Annotated in this window: 16 protein-coding genes, 1 other RNA gene and 1 pseudogene; 6 read left to right on the forward strand and 12 right to left on the reverse strand. The window is 44.9% G+C overall.

The genetic code is table 11. The features are described from left to right. Together QMN93_RS22730 and QMN93_RS22735 are read left to right on the forward strand one after the other, a co-directional pair. Nucleotides 1-2,071 (forward strand): TOPRIM nucleotidyl transferase/hydrolase domain-containing protein (locus QMN93_RS22730; RefSeq protein WP_323620090.1); only part of this gene is annotated, 2,071 nt, incomplete at its 5' end. A 3-nt stretch (nt 2,072-2,074) separates the two neighbouring features. Then, on the forward strand, nt 2,075-3,826 hold the full coding sequence (locus QMN93_RS22735) for a UvrD-helicase domain-containing protein (protein WP_226852667.1): 1,752 nt from the start codon (nt 2,075-2,077) through the stop codon (nt 3,824-3,826). Nucleotides 3,827-3,982: 156 nt separating this feature from the next. Here QMN93_RS22735 and QMN93_RS22740 read toward each other — a convergent pair. The 7 genes and pseudogenes from QMN93_RS22740 to smpB form a co-directional block, all read right to left on the reverse strand. Then, nucleotides 3,983-4,231: pseudogene (locus QMN93_RS22740) on the reverse strand (integrase); the annotation flags it as partial. Between the two features lie 97 nt (nt 4,232-4,328). After that, nucleotides 4,329-5,225 (reverse strand): plasmid partitioning protein RepB C-terminal domain-containing protein, encoded by an 897-nt coding sequence (locus tag QMN93_RS22745; RefSeq protein ID WP_032303606.1) that lies wholly within the window; start codon nt 5,223-5,225, stop codon nt 4,329-4,331. Then, a complete protein-coding gene (locus QMN93_RS22750; RefSeq protein WP_323620086.1) occupies nt 5,222-6,118 on the reverse strand; it encodes a ParB/RepB/Spo0J family partition protein in 897 nt (298 codons plus the stop codon). The genes QMN93_RS22745 and QMN93_RS22750 overlap by 4 nt, the downstream gene beginning before the upstream one ends. Beyond that, nucleotides 6,108-7,664 carry a recombinase family protein gene (locus QMN93_RS22755; protein ID WP_087450301.1) on the reverse strand — a complete coding sequence of 519 codons (1,557 nt, stop codon included), beginning with the start codon at nt 7,662-7,664 and terminating at the stop codon, nt 6,108-6,110. The genes QMN93_RS22750 and QMN93_RS22755 overlap by 11 nt, the downstream gene beginning before the upstream one ends. Nucleotides 7,665-7,946: 282 nt before the next feature. After that, nucleotides 7,947-9,176: an integrase domain-containing protein gene (locus QMN93_RS22760; RefSeq protein ID WP_087450302.1), complete on the reverse strand. Its 1,230-nt coding sequence runs from the start codon at nt 9,174-9,176 to the stop codon at nt 7,947-7,949. A gap of 166 nt (nt 9,177-9,342) precedes the next feature. Beyond that, nucleotides 9,343-9,706, reverse strand: a transfer-messenger RNA (tmRNA) gene (gene ssrA, locus QMN93_RS22765). Nucleotides 9,707-9,795: 89 nt separating this feature from the next. Further along, nucleotides 9,796-10,278 carry an SsrA-binding protein SmpB gene (gene smpB, locus QMN93_RS22770; protein WP_045260868.1) on the reverse strand — a complete coding sequence of 161 codons (483 nt, stop codon included), beginning with the start codon at nt 10,276-10,278 and terminating at the stop codon, nt 9,796-9,798. Between the two features lie 156 nt (nt 10,279-10,434). On the opposite strand from smpB, the gene QMN93_RS22775 reads away from it, so the two are divergent. Beyond that, nucleotides 10,435-10,872, forward strand: a complete 438-nt coding sequence (locus QMN93_RS22775) for a type II toxin-antitoxin system RatA family toxin (protein WP_024908332.1) — start codon at nt 10,435-10,437, stop codon at nt 10,870-10,872. After that, nucleotides 10,862-11,149: an RnfH family protein gene (locus QMN93_RS22780; RefSeq protein ID WP_025759268.1), complete on the forward strand. Its 288-nt coding sequence runs from the start codon at nt 10,862-10,864 to the stop codon at nt 11,147-11,149. The genes QMN93_RS22775 and QMN93_RS22780 overlap by 11 nt, the downstream gene beginning before the upstream one ends. 103 nt (nt 11,150-11,252) lie before the next feature. Here the strand turns inward: QMN93_RS22780 and bamE are convergent, their stop codons facing one another. The 3 genes from bamE to nadK all read right to left on the reverse strand — a co-directional run bounded on the left by bamE (nt 11,253) and on the right by nadK (nt 14,355). After that, complete coding sequence (gene bamE / locus QMN93_RS22785) at nt 11,253-11,591, reverse strand: outer membrane protein assembly factor BamE (protein WP_008502502.1); 339 nt, start codon at nt 11,589-11,591, stop codon at nt 11,253-11,255. A gap of 138 nt (nt 11,592-11,729) precedes the next feature. Beyond that, nucleotides 11,730-13,391, reverse strand: a complete 1,662-nt coding sequence (recN, locus tag QMN93_RS22790) for a DNA repair protein RecN (RefSeq protein WP_033146256.1) — start codon at nt 13,389-13,391, stop codon at nt 11,730-11,732. 85 nt (nt 13,392-13,476) lie between these two features. Next, nucleotides 13,477-14,355, reverse strand: coding sequence for an NAD(+) kinase (nadK, locus tag QMN93_RS22795; RefSeq protein WP_008502500.1), 879 nt, complete (start codon nt 14,353-14,355; stop codon nt 13,477-13,479). Nucleotides 14,356-14,477: 122 nt separating this feature from the next. Here nadK and grpE point away from each other — a divergent pair, with 122 nt between their 5' ends. Continuing rightward, nucleotides 14,478-15,071 carry a nucleotide exchange factor GrpE gene (grpE, locus tag QMN93_RS22800; RefSeq protein WP_023333122.1) on the forward strand — a complete coding sequence of 198 codons (594 nt, stop codon included), beginning with the start codon at nt 14,478-14,480 and terminating at the stop codon, nt 15,069-15,071. A gap of 51 nt (nt 15,072-15,122) precedes the next feature. Here grpE and QMN93_RS22805 read toward each other — a convergent pair whose 3' ends face one another. Both QMN93_RS22805 and QMN93_RS22810 read right to left on the reverse strand, forming a co-directional pair. Continuing rightward, nucleotides 15,123-16,409, reverse strand: coding sequence for an HlyC/CorC family transporter (locus QMN93_RS22805; protein WP_025759264.1), 1,287 nt, complete (start codon nt 16,407-16,409; stop codon nt 15,123-15,125). 19 nt (nt 16,410-16,428) lie between these two features. Next, nucleotides 16,429-17,220: an inner membrane protein YpjD gene (locus QMN93_RS22810; RefSeq protein ID WP_014884879.1), complete on the reverse strand. Its 792-nt coding sequence runs from the start codon at nt 17,218-17,220 to the stop codon at nt 16,429-16,431. Nucleotides 17,221-17,386: 166 nt separating this feature from the next. Between QMN93_RS22810 and ffh the strand changes: the two genes are divergently transcribed. Next, nucleotides 17,387-18,748 (forward strand): signal recognition particle protein, encoded by a 1,362-nt coding sequence (ffh, locus tag QMN93_RS22815; RefSeq protein WP_064673559.1) that lies wholly within the window; start codon nt 17,387-17,389, stop codon nt 18,746-18,748. Nucleotides 18,749-18,843 lie beyond the last annotated feature (95 nt).

Here is an 18,843-nt window from a genome sequence, read left to right on the forward strand (position 1 = left end):
CAGATGTCACCGACAGAATATGAAAACCAGTATTATCAACGGCTCGGAAGTGTCTAGATTATCCGTGGCGATTCATTTATTTAATGCGATGAGATTAATTCTAGATGATTCTCTCCCAATGAATTCTAGGATTCTATCTAATGAGGACTTCTACCGTGGATTATCCGAACCCTTTGGTCATTGGATCATAATTACGCTATATTTTGATGATTTAAGTGAGTCGGAGGAAGAACAGGTCCTTGCCAACTATACAGTAAATGATGGTAATGATAAGTCTATAAAGGAAGGTAATTATACTTTTATATATCGACCTAAATTTCATATTCGACAAAAGCTGTATGAGTTAACATTAGAAGATGACAATGTGGAAGCAAGATCCGCTTCTTTTACTGAATTTGTATCTAACCATATTATTTCTAAAGAAACATATGAAGCAGTAGCTTTTGTTAGAACAAAGGTTGATTTGAATAATGACGAAATTTATAAACAAGTAGTTGGGGATTTTGATAGTTACTCCTTTTCAAACCCTAATGATGATGATGCTACTGTATTAGGTGTGAAGAAGCCACCTTACTTTGCCTTAGGCAGCGAAGTCGCTTGCACTTATGTCAAAGCACTCAGGAATGTAGTTGCAGATCTTAAATATTATAAAACGAATCCATTGTATAAATTACTTACTTTAAAAAGTAAACAAATTGATGATAGAAAAGATATTGTAGAAGATGTTAAAGAGATCAATGGTAAAATCTCTGCCATACCTGAAATTGAGCGATTGAGTAATAAGATATCTGCTTCATTACTTAATACAGTAGGTTCGACTTATTCTCCTAAAATATTAGTATCCTCACAGCTTCCAGAGGATTTCACAGAATTAATTCAATCACTTGGTTTAGTGGTTGAAGATTCTCTGGATTATAATGGCTCAGGAAAGATTGATGATCTGAGTCTTGGTGGAGCAAACTTAATCTATCTTGCTTTAAAGTTATATGAATACGAAGAAATAAGGGATAGTGAAGAGCATATTACTCACTTCTTGTTAATTGAAGAGCCCGAAGCACATATTCATAATCATATCCAAAAAACCCTTTTCGATAACTTCAATTTTAAAAATACGCAAGTGTTTGTTTCTACACATTCAACACAAATTAGCTCTGTATCAAAAATATCATCAATGAATATATTATCTCGCCAAAATGGATTCACTGATGTATATCATCCATCGTTTGGTTTGACGCCGAAAGAAATTTCTTCCGTAGAGCGATATCTTGATGCAATTCGTAGTGACCTTTTGTTTGCTAAAAGTGTCATTTTGGTAGAAGGCGATGCAGAACTTATTTTAATACCAGCAATGGTAAAAGAAACTTTAGGAATTAGTTTAGATGAGTTGGGCATAAGTCTTATAAAAGTAGATGGCACTGTTTTTAAACATATTTCTAACCTTTTCCATGAAAAACGGCTGAAAAGAAAATGTGCAATTCTCACGGATCTTGATTCGGCCTATGTAAAAGTAGCTGATGATATTTTTAATGCGGATTTTGTCGAATCTCTGGTAGATGCCGAAGATGATGGGTTACGAAGAAAAGAAGAGTTAGATAAATATATTGAAGGTAATGAGTTTATTACGGTTTATTACGCAGAAAATACTTTCGAAACTGAGCTTGTTCGCTACGATGAAAACAATAACTTGTTTTTAGAGGTTATGAAAACAGAGTATAAAAAAGAAGCGTATTTTAAAAAGGCTGAATCAGATGTAAAATCATCTGATCTCAGAGTTCGATATAAAAGAGTATTAAAGTTTGCAAAGAAAATAGGGAAGGGATGGTTGGCTACTGAAATGGTAGAACATCTTAGTGTTAATAATCGTGTTCCTGATTATATTTTACAGGCCATTCAATTTGTTCTTCGGGATAGAAATGTCGAGCATATATATCAAAAAATGCTTGACTACAATATGTCTTTAATGGGGGTTAAAGCATTTGACTGTATAAATGCCGAAAAAGATTTTTCTAGTAAAATGATAGAATATAAGAAACACTTCAATGACAGTTTTGTAAGATTGTTGGAGTTATAGTTTATGCCATATAGAAATTTAACTTCTGAGCAAATGGATGCCGTTAAATTCAACGGGAATTTATTATTAACGGCATGTCCAGGGTCGGGTAAAACAAAAACATTGGTTTCTAAACTTTGTTTCATTTTAGAAAATAAAGAACTATTTTGTATAGGAAAAAAGAAGATAATTGCTCTTACATATACAAATATAGCAGCCGATACGATTCTTGAACGGATTATGTCATTCGGCATAAGTAGTGAATCGTTATGGATTGGAACAATACACAGTTTTTGTTTGAATTGGATTATAAAACCTAATGTAGATAAGATACCAAGACTTTGCCGAGGATTTAGTGTAATTGATGAACATGAAAAGGAATTTCTCATAAATGAATTAAAAGAAAAACATGGCCTATCTGCAAATGATAAAATTTTTACTAATTTAGATTTTAACCTTGGTCAATTTTATTCCCGTGGGACCAAAGAATATTTGATTGTAAAAGAATATCATAATCATTTGTATGAGAAAAAATTAATCGATTTTGATTTGATATTAAATCTGACTTGTCGAGTGTTGACAAAATACAATGCACTTTGTGAAAGATTGTCTTTACTTTTAAGGTGTATTTTAGTCGATGAGTATCAAGATACATCTCTTATACAATATGAGATACTCAGACAAATTGTATTAAAGAAAAATACAATGATTACTTTTATTGGGGATAAAGAGCAAGCTATATACACTGGTTTGGGGGCTGTCGTAAAGAATAGAGATGAATTAATTGATTGTTTCCAACTTGATAATCTAACCGAGATGAAATTAACGGGGTGTTTCCGTAGTAGCCAATCTATTGTTGATTTTTATAGTAAATACAAAGACGAAGATTATGAGATTAATTCACTTTCAGATAATAAGGATTTCAACTCAGTAATTTTTAAAGAAAGCGAGGTAGATGTTACTCAACTGCCGATTTATGTATCAGGTATTATTAGAACTCATTTGGCTCAGGGAATGCTTCCAAATGAAATTGCTATTCTGTGTCCTGGTTGGTTTGATGTGATAAAACTTTCAAATGATATTGTTACTCTTAATCCGGATATAGAAATTGATGGAGTCATGATCTCTCCTATACCTAAAAACAATGAGAATCTTTGGCTTGCTTTAGTTAAACTATTTTTAATTAGGAGAGTCCCCTCTAATTTTAATACTAGACAGAAGCTATTGCGGGATTTCCTTCAAGAGTTAAATGTTGCTGCACCCTATACTGAATCGTTGTCTCCTAAAAAAATATTGAAGATTATTAATAAAATATCATTATCTGTGGATTATAATTGTGAAATTGATGTTTGGTTGAGAGAGGTTATAACGAGATTTTGCCATTCTATTAATTTGGGCATAAGTAATGATAGCTACTATTATCAAGAAATGGAACTTTTGATTAATGCCACATTGAAAAGAATGTTAAAGTATAATATGGCTTATAAAGCAAATGAATTACATTTGTTTTTCAATTTTAGAAGCGGTGTTAAAATCACAACTTGTCATTCGACAAAAGGTGATGAGTATGAAGTGGTCATTTGCACTGGATTACTAAATGGAAAAATACCTAATTGGAATGATATTATAGATTGTAGCTCAGAGCATCAAAATTATGTTGCCAGTAGACTTTTATATGTTGTTTCTTCGCGTGCAAAGAAACATTTATATATGATATCAGAGAGAGGTTACAAGACAAAAAGGGGATATCCATATCAGACAACCCCACAGCTTTGATCTCGCATTTCTTGTATTGTTTGCCAGTTCATACAGAAAATCGCTTTTGTTCGTTACTGCCTATGTATCTTGGTTCAGAAGCAAGTGAAATAAAAATAGAAAGTTATGTCTTGGGAGGGAATAAGGGGCTGGAAAATTTAACCCCTTATAGAGTTGTTATGCCGCAATAGCTTTAAATTTTTGAGCAATGACATAATCACTCCACCACTGCATGAGAACCATTCGTTCTGCGAGATATTCGGCACGATTGTAGGCTGCAATTATTTCATCTTTCTTCTAGTGGGCAAGGGCCGCTTCTAAGACATCTGTCCTGAACTTACAAGATTCCTCTGTGGCCGTTCACGCAATAGATCTCATTTTGTTAACCATAAGTTCACCTCCTTAACCCGTTCGAATGATTACGGCTTATACTGCCTACTTATGCTAATATCTAAGAGAAACCTTTGTGATTGTGTAAGTATACTTCGGCTATATAAAACCATAACCATAACCATAACCATAACTATGACTGGCTGTTTTCAGCAAGAGTCTTATCATCTAAAGAATTTATTTTCGAAATTCTTTTTAACTCATTAAGATAATCAACCTCGTTTTCCAAGAACCAATGAAGAACTTTAGAGTTACCAAGTAATTTAATAATATATGACTGGATTATAACGAATTTCAACATATCTGAACCATACTCGGTTTGAAGCTTTTTTGTTTCTTCCGAAGTTGTTGCCATTTCCTGTTCCAAACGAAGTATGGTTTTTTTTATGTCCTTTTTATAGGGAGTGTTTTTCCCTTTATTTATTATCATCGATGCCGGTGTTGCATCCAAGATGCTCATTGCAAATTTTTTACTATAATTATCAAAATTAATCATTGTACCGACTGCTTCAATTTGACGAATTGGTTTCATTTTCCTCAAAACATCAAATGTAGCCTTAGGTATAGGTTTATCAGAAAGTTTCGCAATCACACTTGGATCTATACCGTTCATCACATTAGCTTTATCTTTTATAGCATCAATAGATATGCCCAAAGCAGCACTAAGTTTTTCAATTGAAACTTTTGCCAAGGACTTGATTATCATTCTATGTTCTTCAACTACATTTATATGATTGACTTGTTTGTTAGGAGTGAACGCATCATCTATGCTCGAAAGTATACATGGAGCTTTTTCTATGCCTAAATCTTTTAAAGCCTCAACCCTCAAATGGCCATCGAGTATCTTAATGGCATCTTTATCTTTGTCATAGAACACTATTATGGGTTCAATAATACCTAAGCTTTCAATTGAGGTAACTATTTGATGATATTTATGACTTAGCTTTACATTTTCTAACAATTCCTTAGAGGGAATTAACTTGTTAGTTTCTAAATAAATAAAATTGTCGCCAAAACGTATCTGAATCATTTTGATGCCTCTTTGTTTATTGGATTGAGGATCTGAGATGGCAGTTCTGATAGATTCTCTTGTTCAAGTATATTTTGAAAGCTTTTATTCATCATTATGATGTTAAAAATCTCATTTACTATCAGCAAATTAGTTTTAATAAATTTAGAGTTGTTATAAACAGATTTATGTTCAGCGATACTATTTTCATAAAGCTCAATTAACTCCTCAGCAGTCATTCTTTTTGATGGTTTGTGATAATAAAACCCGGCTGCTTTTGCACCTTTATTCCCAATTGTTCGCTGATTTAGAATGTGTTTTATCTTTATAATGTCTCGGCTTTTTATTAATTTTTTATCATATGTTTCGGTAAGAATATCTTGTGCTTCTTCAGTTTCACATCTTGCAAATTGCACTGCGAGATACAGAGGCAAATTCCCCCGTTCGACTGCAGAGAGAAGTTTATGCTCTCCCTTATCAAGAAGCATATTTATACTGCTCACCCAGTTCGATGAATACCCAGTAATCTCACTTATTTCGGAGTCTGAAAGTCCTCTGTTTTTCATATCTTTTATTATCTGTAATAACTCATTGGAACGTGGTCTCCTCCTTGCAATGTTTTCAACCAAACTCATAACATAAGCATCTTCTTCTGATACATCTCTTATAATTGCAGGAATAATGGTCTCACCTAATGCAACGAGAGCCTCTATTCTCCCTTGGCCACAAATTAAAGCATATTTGAAGTCGTCTTCATCAATCGCTCTTACGCTTATAGGCTTGCTTAATCCTCTTTTTTTTATACTTTCCTTAATTTCTTCATGCACTACCTTATTTCTAGTTCGCGGGTTAAGAAATTTTATTTTGGCAATTTCAATTTGGATTATTGGGAATTCATTTGATTCAGGCAGCATATAGTTCCCTCACTTTCATGCGAGTAATAATTTGTAGAAGTTTATCCAGATTATCAAATCTATACAGATCTAATCGAATGTTGTTTGTTTCCGTCATACACATTTTACTATATTCGTTTTCAATCTTTGGTATGATATAAAAATCAAGTGGTGAAATATTTTGTGAATCCATTCGTATAACAATTGTTATGTCTGCTTTCTGTGAGTTATCAAACCGGACTTTCCATCTAAGTTTACCCGATTTCATATGTGTGCATTTAGTAATAAGGACGGAAATTAAAAGCTCATCATTGATGTAAAGCATTGGTGCATATTTATATTCGTCTATATGGCAGTTGCTTTTTAAAATTTCTCCCTTAAAATCCTCAATTATGCCTGAGTAAAATGATCTTAGTGCTTCATTTATTTGGATATAGCTGTAATCATGTTCTGGCTTATAACCAATCAACGTATATGCTCTTAAAAGACCACCAAATCGGGTTCTGTAAACAGAAGATGAAGGGCCTGTATCATCTTCATCAATGATAAAGCCAGATAGTTTTCCATTAGATTCTAATTTTTGTTTTAGCTTTTCTAAAAGCTCTTCATTAGTCAAATGTACGGATCGGAGCTGAATTATTTCTTGAGCTTTATTATATTTTTTCTTTGAAATAATGGGTTTATATGCCTTGTCGCATCTAACCCATTCATTTTTGGGGTTTTTTACAAGCCTACTTTTTAGTTTAGATGAGGTTTTGTTATATATGTTATTTCCAATATATTTTTCATTTGTCAAGATTTGATGTATTTTTGCACGAGTCCATAATGTTCCATTTTCTGCAGGTATATTCTGTTCATTTAGTCTCTCAGCAATAATGAATTCTGGCATGTTATCATCTATAAAGAGATCATAGATGCTATTTACAATTTTTATCTCATTTTTTGGTCCCGGAATTAATATCACCCTATCTGTTTGAATACTCTTTCTTTTGCGAAAGCCCAATATTTCTTTAGCTATGCCATTTTCATCTACTAAAAGACGTCTCAGCCCATAACCAGCCATTCCGCCTTGATGATAACCAAGCTTTATTAAATTTACTTGGCCTATAAATACCTTTTCTGATAAATTCCTGCTGTGATATGCGGCACTAGATCTTTTTATATTCAGTATAACAGAAGACTCTAAAGGGAAATCTTTAGTGGGAATAGGTTCAGAACAGTATATAAGATCTACACCGTTTCTCTCAAATAGAAAGGAATAATATGCAGCTTCATCACTATTTTGAAAACGACCAAAACGGCTCACATCATAAAATAATACAGCCTGTATATCTATTTTCTTTTGTTCTACATCACTAAGTAACTGCTGCAAAGAATGCCGGCCTATGATACTGACTCCGCTCTTACCTGCATCATCGTAGGTATAAGCGATTTCCATATTGTTCTTTTCAGCATAATCTTTGATATATTCGGACTGATTATGTAAAGAATATTGCTGATGGTCGGTAGACATCCTCAAGTACTGTGCGACCCTAACTTTATGATTTTTATCATTTTCGCTAGCCATGCACGAAACCTCATGGATGATTCAATACAATGTAGAGGATAAAATTGATCAATTTTTAACCAAATTCAACTGTTTTATCATTGATTAGAGCGAATTTAGTAAATCTTCAAGGTGTATGATAATCGAGAAGAGATGTGAATTATTTAGCTGATATGACCGACAGCTTTCGTTATGTGGCCTCAAGGTATCGATTCGTAAATGGCTATGCTTAGTCCACATAGGTTAATAGTATGATTATTAATTCTTTAACTAAATCAAGATAGTTAACCCATCATGGAAGAGTTATGCGGCAATAATTTTGTATTTTTGAGACGAAACAAAGTCACTCCACCACTGCATGAGAACCACCCGTTCTGTGAGATACTCTGCACGATTGTAGGCTGCAATTATTTCATCTTTCTTCGAGTGGGCAAGGGCGGCTTCTAAGACATCAGTCCTAAATTTGCCAGACTCCTCCGCAGCCGTTCTGGCGATTGATCGCATACCGTGAGCTACAAGCTCACCTCCGAAACCCATACGGATTATGGCCGCATTAGCTGTTTGTTCATGCATGTGATTGAGTGGAGCTTTGATACTGGGGAAAACCCACTCTCTATGCCCACTGATGGCTTTCATTAAATCCAAAACTCGCAAAGCTTCTTTGCTCAGTGGAACTTTGTGAGGCTTCTTCATTTTCATAAACTCCGCCGGGATGTTCCACATGCCAGTATCAATATCAATATCTGACCATCTTGTGCGAACAGCTTCACCTGGGCGAACCCATGTGAGAAGTTGCCACTCAATCAGTAGCCTTGTTTCCAAACGGATAGAAGCATTGTTTAGAGCAACCAGGAAGCGAGGGAGTTCGGAAGGGGGTAATGCTGGCATATTCTGTTTTTTTGGCTTGCTGAACCGTTGCCCCAGATTGTCTGCCGGGTTGAATTCTATGAGTTCTTCTGTTGCTGCATAGCGGAAAATTTCATTCAGGCGGGATATGATGCGGCGAAGTGTTTCAAGGACACCTCGTTTTTCTATAGGTTCTAAATGCTGTTTAAGCATTTTAGGGCGAATCTCCTTAATGGGGGTATCACCCAATGTGGGAAAGATATTTCTCTCTAGGCTTCGCCAGATGTCGTTAGCATGATCTTGGGAGATGCCTGACGTTTTGACTTTCTCATCAAGCCACTTCTTGGCTACTGCTTGAAATGTATGTTCCGTGGCATCTTTCAGTGCATTGGTTTTTTGGGTGTTATGAACTTGGGGGTCTATACCATTTGCAAGCAACGACAAGTATTCATCACGTAAAGCTCGTGCCTTCGCAAGTGTAAGGTGAGGATAGGTTCCTAAGCTCACCTTAGTTCGCTTTTTGGTCACAGGCACTGCATATCTGAAATACCAATTTTTCTTCCCTCCCTTCGCCAAGGGAGCGATTCGCAACAGCAAACCATCGCCGTCAAAAAGGTTAACCTCTTTCTCGGCAGGTTTGGTGCTTTTGATTTCAGTGTCAGTGAGTTTCTTAGCGATTTTGGCCATGTTTGGGACCCTCAATTTTAGGACCCTTTTTCGTGGGTCCCATTCAGGGTGCCATAACTCGAAGTTCTCAGCAATTCTCACTAGACTACAATAGACGTAAAAAAGCCCGCAGAGCTTGTGCTGTGCGGGCTTAGTAGACTTTACTGAACTTCAGTACATCAATATTTGGTGGAGCTGGCGGGAGTTGAACCCGCGTCCGAAATTTCTACATCCTCGGTACTACATGCTTAGTTTGTCTTTACATTCGCACGCCAGCTGCGGACAGACACGCCACTAACGAACTAGCCTGATTAGTTTTAACGCTTCAACCCCAGGCAGGGCTTCCACGCGATCTCTTTTGGGTTTGACCTCTCTTTGATCCCCGTCTTAAGAGCGGAAGCTAGGGAGAGAGGGCTCAGAGCAGGTTATTAAGCTGCTAAAGCGTAGTTTTCGTCGTTTGCGACTATTTTTTTGCGGCTTTTAACGAGGCAAACCGCCCCTCGGCATGCACCTTGGGTTTCGCAAATCCCGTCGAATCCAGAATCAGCCCCAATAGTGTTGAACTAAGTATACCAGATTTCACTTCCTGGATACCAGCCCGGAACGCTAACTTATTGAATAGTACAATAAGTGTGCAGAATCAACGTCCTGCGTTTTTCATGATGCGCGCTTTATCAAGCTGCCACTCGCGCTCTTTCAGATCAGTACGTTTGTCGTGCTGTTTTTTACCCTTCGCGACGCCAACTTTCACTTTGCACCAGGCGTTTTTCCAGTACAGCGACAGGGCGACCACGGTAAAACCTTCACGGTTGATGCGTCCGTAGAGGGATTCCAGCTCACGCTTGTTCAGCAGCAGCTTGCGGGTGCGCGTTGGGTCACACACGTAGTGTGAGGAGGCGACGGTCAGCGGCGTAAAGTTCGCGCCGAACAGGAAGGCTTCGCCATTTTTCAGGATCACGTAACTATCGCCGATGTTGGCTTTCCCGGCGCGCAGCGATTTTACTTCCCAGCCCTGCAACGCAAGGCCAGCTTCGAATTCTTCTTCAATGAAATACTCGTGGCGAGCACGCTTGTTGAGCGCAATGGTCGCCGAGCCTGGTTTATGTGCTTTTTTCTTCGTCATAAGTGTCGTAAAGCCGTCGGTAATCTGATTTCAAAAAGTCACCTCATTGCGTCCTGTGAGGTCTAACGCGCTATCTTAGCACGAGATGAGGCTTAGCGTTTTTTTAACAGGTGATAAATGTTATTATTTGTCCGTTGTGTGACCATGGGAAATGCTATGCCTCAGATTAGCCGTACTGCGCTCGTGCCTTACAGCGCGGAACAAATGTATCAGTTAGTGAACGACGTTCAGTCTTATCCAGAATTTATTCCGGGGTGCACCGGGAGCCGCGTTCTGGAGTCCGGCCCGACGCAGATGACCGCGGCGGTGGATGTCTCCAAAGCGGGGATCAGCAAGACGTTCACCACCCGTAATACGCTGACCAGCAATCAGAGTATTTTGATGCATCTGGTGGATGGTCCGTTTAAAACCCTGATGGGGGGCTGGAAGTTTACGCCGCTGAGCGCTGACGCCTGTCGCATCGAGTTCCAGCTCGACTTTGAATTTACCAATAAGCTGATTGAACTGGCGTTTGGCCGTATCTTTAAAGAGCTGGCTTCGAATATGGTTCAGGCGTTCACCACCCGCGCCAAAGAGGTTTACAGTGTCGCATAAGATTGCTGTAGAAGTGGTGTACGCGTTGCCGGAGAAGCAGTATCTGCAGCGCGTGACGCTGGAAGAGGGGGCAACCGTTGAGGCGGCTATCCGCGCGTCCGGCATCCTCGAACTTCGCAGCGATATCGACCTGGCGAAAAATAAGGTCGGGATTTATAGCCGTCCGGTGAAGCTGGGTGATGTGCTGAAAGAGGGCGACCGGGTCGAGATTTATCGCCCGCTGATCGCTGACCCGAAAGAGCTGCGACGTCAGCGTGCGGAGAAATCGGGTAAGTAGCGTGTTTTCCCCTCACCCTGACCCTCTCCCCAAAGGGGCGAGGGGATAAAAGAAGAACAAAAAAGGTGCTCAATGAGCACCTTTTTGCATTTCTGACTTCTGATTATTTGGTCAGGGCAGGCTTGTTGTCGATGTTGGTCAACACACCGGCGCTGCTGAAGGTCAGCGTCAGGGTCTGCTGGGTCGCATCTTCGTGGCCCGGCTTCTGACGGAATACATAGAACCAGGTATTAGTGCCGAACGGATCGGACATCATCGGGGTTCCCAGTGCATAAGCGACCTGCTGTTGTGTCATCCCCACACGGATTTTGGACACATCGTTAGGGGTAAGGTAGTTCCCCTGGTTGATGTCAGGACGGTAAACCACTTTCTCCAGAGTGGAACAGCCTGCGGTCAACATCAGAAGAACCGCTGCGGCAGCGGTCAGCATTTTACAACGCATAGTGATTTGATTCCTTTTCGGGCCCGAGCAGAACGCGGCTCATATGTAATATGCCGATGATAATAGACCTTGCCCCACTTTGAAACCGGTCTGGCGGCGTTTTTGTTGTTCTGTATGACCCTGAGATCCCGAAAAAGTTTATGCCGCCAGCAGTTCTTTCGCGTTCGCGAGCGTATTGCGGGTGACTTCGCTGCCGCCGAGCAGGCGAGCAAGCTCCTGCAGACGCGCACGTTTATCCAGCGGCTTCATGTGCGTTTCGGTCATTTCACCGTCGGTTTCTTTGCTGACGATAAAGTGATGATGGCCACAGCCCGCGACCTGCGGCAGGTGGGTGACACACATCACCTGCGTTGATTCGCCTAGCTGGCGCAGCAGTTTGCCCACCACCGCCGCCGTTGGGCCGCTGATGCCGACATCCACTTCATCGAAAATCAGCGCCGGGGTTTCCATTTTACGCGCGGTAATCACCTGAATCGCCAGCGCAATACGCGAAAGTTCACCACCGGAGGCCACTTTGGAGATAGCCTGCAGCGGCTGCCCCGGGTTGGTGGTGACGCGGAACTCGATGCGGTCCGCACCTTCTGCCGTCAGGTGGTTCTCTTCAAAGCGGACATCAATGGTGAAGATACCGTGCGGCATCGCCAGCGTGTGCATGCTGTCGGTGATGTGCTGGCTTAGCTCCTGGGCGTAATGCTGACGGATTTCATGCAGCTTTTGCGCTGTCGCCAGCGCCTGTTCATGATGCAGGTTCACCGCGAGAGAGAGGGTTTCCTGCGAGTCAGCCTGATCGTCAAGCTGCTGCTGTTCTTCCAGCAGAGACTGATAGAATCCTGGCAGCTCTTCCGGCGTGACGTGGTGCTTGCGCGCCAGTGAAATTTGACGGGAAATGCGCTGCTCCAGCTCAAACAGACGGTTCGGGTCGAGATCCAGACGTTCACAGTAGTGGCGCAGTTCGTCACTGGCTTCGGAGATCTGAATGGCCGCTTCTTCCAGCATATCCAGGACGCCAGAAAGCTTGCTGTCCATGCCAACCAGTTCGGTAATGAGCTGGCGGACGTTATACAGCTGGCTTTGCAGGTTCACGTCTTCGCCGTCCGCCAGCAGGTTGAGCGCATTCTGGCTGGTTGAGAGCAGGTGGCCGCTGTTCGCCAGACGTTTGTACTCTTCGTCGATTTGCTCAAACTCACCCGGCTGCGGGTTGAATTCGTTGAGCTCTTTAAGCTGGTACGCCAGCAGCTCCGCACGCGCGGCGCGCTCCTGGCTTTGCTGCTGGTGCTGGGCAAGTTCACGGCAGCTCTGATGCCACTGGCGATAGTGCTCCGCCATAAGCTGAGTAAGCGCGTACTCACCCGCATAGCCATCCAGTAGCGCTTTCTGCTGTTCAGGTTTGACGAGTTGCTGGTGCGCGTGCTGACCGTGGATCTGGATAAGCAGCTGGCCGAGTTCGCGAAGCTGGGAGAGCGGAACCGCCGTACCGTTGATAAAGCCACGTGAACGACCGTCGCTGCTGATCACGCGGCGAAGTAAACACTCACGTCCATCTTCAAGCTGGTTCTGTTCCAGCCAGCGCTGGGCGGCAGGGGTGTCTTTCAGGGAGAAACGGGCGCACAGGTCGGCACGGTTTGCGCCCATGCGCACCATGTCGCCCTCTGCGCGGCCACCAAGGCACAAGCCGAGGGCATCAATGGCAATGGATTTACCTGCACCGGTTTCCCCGGTGATCGCCGTCATGCCGCTGTGGAAATCGATCTCAAGCTCACGAACAATGGCAAAGTTGCTGATGGTCAGTTGTGCCAGCATAATTGTTTTCCTGTATGAAAAACCATAACTGTGTTTTCATACAGTATAAACTGGTTTTTTATACAGTAAAGTACTGGATGCAAAATCAGAACAATTTTTTTGACCAGCCAAGCTTCGAGCTTAATGTGTTGAAATAGCTGTAATCTTTCGGGTGAATCAGATTCAGATGATAATCACACCGACGAATAAGGACATCTTCACCTTCCTGGATCGGCAGCGCTATCTGGCTGTCGCAGCTGATCTCCAGGTCGTTACGGCGGTGCGAGAAGCGCAGACGTATCGTGCTGTCACCGTTGATAACCAGCGGGCGGGCGGAGAGCGTGTGCGGGAACATCGGCACCAGGGTAATGGCATCCAGCGAGGGCGTCAGGATCGGGCCGCCGGCAGAAAGCGAGTAGGCGGTTGAGCCGGTCGGAGTGGAGATAATCAGCCCGTCGGAACGCTGGGAAAAAGCAAAGATTTCGTCGATATAAACTTCGAATTCAATCATGTGCGCCACTTTCCCGGGGTGAAGAACCACCTCGTTAATCGCGGTGCTGATGCGCTTCTGGCAGTCCTGCTGACACACCTGCGCTTCCAGTAAAAAGCGTTTCTCACTGATATAGTGGCCTTCCAGCACGTCGGCCAGCTGCTGCTGCGCATTGTCCGGGTCGAGATCGGTTAAAAAGCCGAGATTGCCACGGTTGATGCCGATGACCTTAATGTCATAACGCGCCAGCGTGCGGGCTGCGCCGAGCATGTTGCCGTCGCCGCCCACCACCACGGCGAGATCGGCCTGTTGACCAATTTCCGCCAGCGTGCCGGTTTTGACGCTCTTCAGCTGCAGCTCCTGCGCAATCTGCTGCTCGACCATCACTTCATAGCCTTTACTACACAACCAGCGATACAACATTTCATGTGTCGTTAGTGCGGTAGGGTGACGCGGATGCCCGACGATCCCAATACACCTGAAATGATTATTCATTTTCTGGAGGTCCTTGTGCCTGATGAATGATGACAATCTGTCTTGTTCCCTTGAATCCCGGAAACTGATCCCCATAATAAGCGAAGTTAGCGAGATGAATGCAGAAAAACGCGGAGAAATTCATGAGTAGTAAAGAACAGAAAACGCCTGAGGGGCAAGCCCCTGAAGAAATTATCACGGAACAGCACGATGAAGTTGAGGCTGTAGAGCCAGACGCATCTGCTGAGCAGGTGGACCCGCGCGATGAAAAAATTGCGAATCTGGAAGCCCAGCTGGTAGAAGCACAGAATCGCGAACGCGATGGTGTTCTGCGCATCAAGGCGGAAATGGAAAACCTGCGTCGTCGTACCGAGCAGGACGTTGAGAAGGCGCATAAATTTGCGCTGGAGAAATTCGTCAACGAACTGCTGCCGGTTATTGATAGCCTCGATCGCGCGCTGGAAGTGGCTGACAAAGCGAATCCGGACAACGCGGCGATGATCGAAGGTATCGAACTGACGCTGAAATCCATGCTCGACGTAGTGCGTAAGTTTGGCGTGGAAGTGATTGCCGATACCAACGTACCGCTGGATCCAAACGTCCACCAGGCGATTGCAATGGTGGAGTCCGAAGAGGTCGAAGCCGGTAAAGTGCTGGGCGTGATGCAGAAAGGTTACACCCTGAACGGCCGTACCATTCGCGCTGCGATGGTGACCGTGGCGAAAGCGAAAGCGTAATTTGCCATTCGTAGTGCCGGGTGGCGGTTTCGCCTTACCCGGCCTACAGCCTTACTCAGCGATACTTTCGCGCAGGGGTTTTACGGGCAGGACTTTCACCTGCTTAATCATATTGTCCTGCACGTCCAGGATATCAATATCGTACTGCTCAATGCGCACCCGCGTGCCCGCCGCCGGGATCTCTTCCAGCGCTTCCAGAATCATCCCGTTAATCGTGCGAGCCTCATCTTCCGGTAAATGCCAGTTAAAGGCTTTGTTGAGTTCACGAATGTTCGCGCTACCGTCAATCAGCACCGAGCCGTCGTTTTGCGGGGTAACCTCTTCCGCGAGGGAAGGCGACATTGACGTGGTAAAGTCCCCGACAATCTCTTCCAGAATATCTTCGACCGTCACCAGCCCCTGAATATCGCCGTACTCATTGACTACCAGGCCGACTTTTTTCTTGTTGCGCTGGAATTTCACCAGCTGGGTGCTGAGCGGGGTTCCTTCAGGCACGTAGTAAATCTCGTCGGCGGCGCGCAGCATCACCTCTTTGGTGAACTCTTTTTTCTCGGTCATCAGACGGTAGGCTTCGCGCACGCGCAGCATGCTGATGGCGTCATCCAGCGAGTCGCGATAGAGCACAATGCGCCCGTGCGGGGAGTGCGTCAGCTGGCGGACGATGGCTTTCCAGTCGTCATTAATGTCGATACCGACGATTTCGTTACGCGGCACCATAATGTCGTTGACGCTCACCTTTTCCAGATCCAGCACTGACAGGAGCATGTCCTGATTGCGCCGGGAGATCTGCGAGCGGGATTCATTCACGATGGTGCGCAGCTCCTCTTTGCTGAGCGCGCTGCTGATGGTGACATCGGCTTTGATTCCTACCATCCGCATCAGTACGCGCGTCACCATGTTCAGCAGCCAGACCAGGGGCATCATCAGGATCTGCAGCGGTGCCAGCAGGAAGCTGCTCGGGTAGGCGACTTTCTCCGGGTAAAGCGCGGCGATGGTTTTCGGCAGCACTTCGGCAAACACCAGCACCACGAACGTCAGCACGCCGGTGGCAATCGCCACCCCGGCGTTGCCGTACAGGCGCATCCCAACGATGGTGCCGAGGGCGGAGGCCAGAATGTTGACAAGGTTGTTGCCGATGAGCACCAGGCTTATCAGGCGATCCGGCTTGCGAAGCAGTTTTTCAACGCGACGAGCGGCACGGTTACCCTGTTTAGCACGATGACGTAACCGGTAGCGGTTTAAGGTCATCATGCCGGTTTCCGAGCCGGAGAAATAGGCGGAGATGACCACCATGACGATCAGGATAACGATCAGCGTGGTGGTAGAGATGTGTTCCAGGGGGAACTCCTTTTGTTACTTAGCCAGCAAATTGCTGTATGAAGCGGCTGCCAAAATAGGCAAGGGTGAGAATGCCCGCACCCGCGACGTTGAACCAGACCACGCGACGACCGCGCCAGCCTTCATGATAATGGCCCCATAACAGGACAATATAGACAAACCACGCGATGATGGAGAGCACTGCTTTATCGATATTCTCCACGCTAAACAGGTTCTTCATGTAGAACAGGCCCGTGCAGAGCGTCAGCGTCAGCAGCACCACGCCCACCTGGGTGATGTGGAACATCTTACGCTCAATGACCATCAGCGGCGGCATCTCATGGTTAAACGCCAGCTTTTTGTTTTTCAGCTGATAGTCAATCCAGGCGAGCTGCATGGCGTAAAGCGCGGCGATGATCAGCGTCGCGTAGGCAAAGAGCGACAGGCCGATATGCACCAGCATCCCCGGGGTGGCCTCCAGATGCGTAATAAATTCATTAGGCATAAAGGTGGCGAGGGCCAGATTGATCAGCGCGAAGGTATAGACAATCGGCAGCAGCAGCCAGCCGCGATTTTTAGACGCGACGATGGTCATTACCGTACAGATCATCAGGCTGACCAGCGAGCCGACGTTGAGGACGCTCAGGTTTTGCACGCTGCCGTCGCCGGGAATGATGCGTGATTCCAGCGCAAACGCGTGGCTGATCAGTGCGATCACCGCGGAAAGAATAGCCATGCGCCGCCAGCCGCTGTTTTTTTGCAGCAGTCCGGGAACGATCAGCGCGAGGCTGACAGAGTAGGCAACAAGGGCGATCAGTGCGAAAACAGGCATATAGGCATCGACAGTTGTCTTAATAAGAAAGAGAAGCAGTATAACGTTACGTGACGCCTGCTCCAACCGTTGCATAACAACAAAGGCGCCTTCATGTTATACTCCGGCAAAATTCTGTGTATGTGTCGCCCATGGCGGCCCAACGTTTCTACTCAGGCGAGAGACAATGTTTGATAATTTAACCGATCGTTTGTCGCGCACGCTGCGCAACATCAGCGGCCGCGGACGCCTTACTGAAGAGAACATCAAGGAAACGCTGCGCGAAGTGCGCATGGCGCTGCTGGAAGCAGACGTCGCGTTGCCGGTTGTTCGTGATTTTATCAACCGCGTTAAAGAGAAGGCGGTTGGTCATGAAGTTAACAAGAGCCTGACCCCGGGCCAGGAATTCGTCAAAATCGTTCGTAATGAACTGGTTTCGGCGATGGGCGAAGAGAACCAGGTGCTTAACCTGGCGGCTCAGCCGCCGGCCGTGGTGCTGATGGCGGGCCTGCAGGGTGCGGGTAAAACGACCAGCGTCGGTAAGCTGGGTAAATTCCTGCATGAAAAGCACAAGAAGAAAGTGCTGGTGGTTTCTGCGGACGTCTATCGCCCGGCGGCGATCAAACAGCTGGAAACTCTGGCCGAACAGGTCGGCGTAGATTTCTTCCCGTCCGACGTGGCGCAGAAGCCTGTCGACATCGTTAACGCGGCGCTGAAAGAAGCGAAGCTGAAATTCTACGACGTGCTGCTGGTGGATACCGCCGGTCGTCTGCACGTTGACGAAGCGATGATGGACGAGATCAAGCAGGTACATGCCTCTATCAACCCGGTAGAGACCCTGTTCGTTGTCGATGCCATGACCGGTCAGGATGCGGCGAATACCGCGAAAGCGTTTAACGAAGCGCTGCCGCTAACCGGCGTGGTGCTGACTAAAGTGGACGGTGACGCCCGCGGCGGTGCGGCGCTCTCGATTCGTCACATCACCGGTAAGCCGATTAAATTCCTCGGCGTGGGCGAGAAAACTGAAGCGCTCGAGCCGTTCCACCCGGATCGTATTGCCTCCCGTATCCTCGGCATGGGCGACGTGCTGTCGCTGATCGAAGATATCGAGAGCAAGGTTGACCGCGCGCAGGCCGAGAAGCTGGCCAGCAAGCTGAAAAAAGGTGACGGTTTCGATCTTACCGACTTCCTTGAGCAGCTGCGTCAGATGAAAAACATGGGCGGCATGGCCAGCCTGATGGGCAAACTGCCGGGCATGGGCCAGATCCCTGACAACGTGAAAGCGCAGATGGATGACAAGGTGCTGGTGCGTATGGAGGCGATCATTAACTCTATGACGCTGAAAGAGCGCGCTAACCCGGATATCATCAAAGGTTCCCGTAAACGCCGTATCGCAGCCGGTTGCGGCATGCAGGTGCAGGACGTTAACCGTCTTCTTAAACAGTTCGACGACATGCAGCGCATGATGAAGAAAATGAAGAAAGGCGGCATGGCGAAGATGATGCGCGGCATGAAAGGCATGATGCCCCCCGGTTTTCCAGGGCGTTAATCGCTTTTGAGATTGCTTTTTGCCCGAAAATGAGTAAAATTTTCGGGCTTTTAATATGACACCCGGGCTCCGTTCCTCGATGGGGCCCGGTTGTT

This window comes from Enterobacter sp. R-1.6.2 (genome assembly GCF_035064085.1).
Taxonomy (GTDB): Bacteria; Pseudomonadota; Gammaproteobacteria; order Enterobacterales; family Enterobacteriaceae; genus Enterobacter; species Enterobacter asburiae_B.